The following is a 1,588-nucleotide window of genomic DNA, read 5'->3' as shown; positions in this document are numbered from 1 at the left end:
CCCGGATATTTCACAAAAAGGCAAGAAATGAGGTCGGCGGAACCGCGTGGACCTGCGTTGATACTGGTGCTTAGACAGATTGACACAGGGGGTTCCGCCGATGCCAGATTGTACCGTTCAGGGAGAGCTATTTGGGAGCGTCGGGCGACGCCGAATCGAGGTTGGATTTGACGGTGGTGACGTCACTTCGGATGCAGGCTTGCTGCTCATCCGCAAGGCGGACGAACAGATCGGCTTGCTCAATCGCGTGGCGTCGAAGCTGCCGGACCCGCGAGCGCCGGAGCGGATCGAACACAGCGTTGTCGAACTTCTGAGACAGCGCGTCTATGGTCTCGTCCAAGGCTACGAAGACCTCAACGATCATGATCGTTTGCGACACGATCTGGCGCTTCAGACGGCCTTGGGCAAGGTAACGCCAGCGGCGTCGAGTCCGACCTTATGCCGTTTCGAACAGCGAGCGGATCGCGCACTCGCGGGTGCCATTCACGAGGTCATCCTTGACCGGTTTATCGCGTCATTCACCGCGCCGCCAGAAGAGCTCGTTCTCGACTTCGATGCCACCGATGATCCGGTGCATGGCGCGCAGGAAGGCCGCTTCTTCCACGGCTACTACGACACGTATTGCTTCCTGCCGCTCTACGTCTTCTGCGGCGAGCAATTGCTGGTGTCGTATTTGCGCCCGGCCAACATTGACGCGGCGAAACAGGCCGGCGCCATTCTCAAGGGGCTGGTGCAACGGCTGCGTGCCGTCTGGCCGTCCGTGCGCATCGTCTTTCGTGGCGACTCGGGCTTCTGCCGTCGCCGGATTCTGTCCTGGTGCGAACGCCATGGCGTCGGCTACATCGTCGGCCTGGCGCGGAATCAGCGCATCGAACGCATGGCGGCATGGTGGATGGAGTCGGCGATGGAAGCGTATGCCCTGACCGGCGAGGGCATTCGTTGCTTCGGCGAACTCTGGTACCGGGCCGGCACCTGGGCGCAACCGCGTCGTGTCATCGTCAAGGCTGAAATCACGAAGACCGCCAAAGCCAATCCACGCTTCGTCGTCACCAATCTCACGGGCGACCTGAGGGAACGATACGAGTCCGACTATTGCGCCCGTGGCGAGATGGAGAACCGGATCAAGGAGTGCCAGCTCGGCCTCTTCGCCGACCGAACCAGTTGCCATCGCTGGTGGCCCAATCAGTTCCGCATGCTGATCGCTTCGCTCGGCTATGTCCTGATGCAGCATCTGCGATGCGTTGCTCTGGCCGGAACGGAACTCGCTACGGCGCAGGCCGGCACGATCCGCGCCAAGCTTCTGAAGGTCGGCGCGGTCATCGTTCGCAACACGCGCCGGATCCGTTTCTATGTCGCCTCCGCGTTCCCCCTGCGACACCTGTTTCTTGCCGCCGCCCATGGCCTGAACAGCGGATAAACCAAAATCAGCGCACCCCCGGCGCTTTGATCATCCGGGGGTTTGGGGGCGGTGTCTGCAAAATTCGCAAATCGCCTCGAATCGACGCAGCGGCAACCCAAAAATCGCGCCTCTGAGCACCTGCAGCCGCTTCACCTCACCCAACATCGGCTCGTGAAATATCCGGGCTAA

General features: G+C 61.2%; 1 protein-coding gene. It reads left to right on the top strand.

The features are described 5' to 3' along the window. The first annotated feature begins 100 nt into the window (after positions 1–100). The gene (locus tag ACCAA_RS04415; protein WP_186406036.1) at positions 101–1,417 is read left to right on the top strand and encodes an IS1380 family transposase; all 1,317 of its coding nucleotides are present in this window, start codon (positions 101–103) and stop codon (positions 1,415–1,417) included. The last annotated feature ends 171 nt before the right edge of the window (positions 1,418–1,588 follow it).

This window comes from Candidatus Accumulibacter aalborgensis (genome assembly GCF_900089955.1).
Taxonomy (GTDB): domain Bacteria; phylum Pseudomonadota; class Gammaproteobacteria; order Burkholderiales; family Rhodocyclaceae; genus Accumulibacter; species Accumulibacter aalborgensis.
Note: the sequence above shows the minus strand (reverse complement) of the source record. Positions and strands in the feature narration are given on the sequence as shown.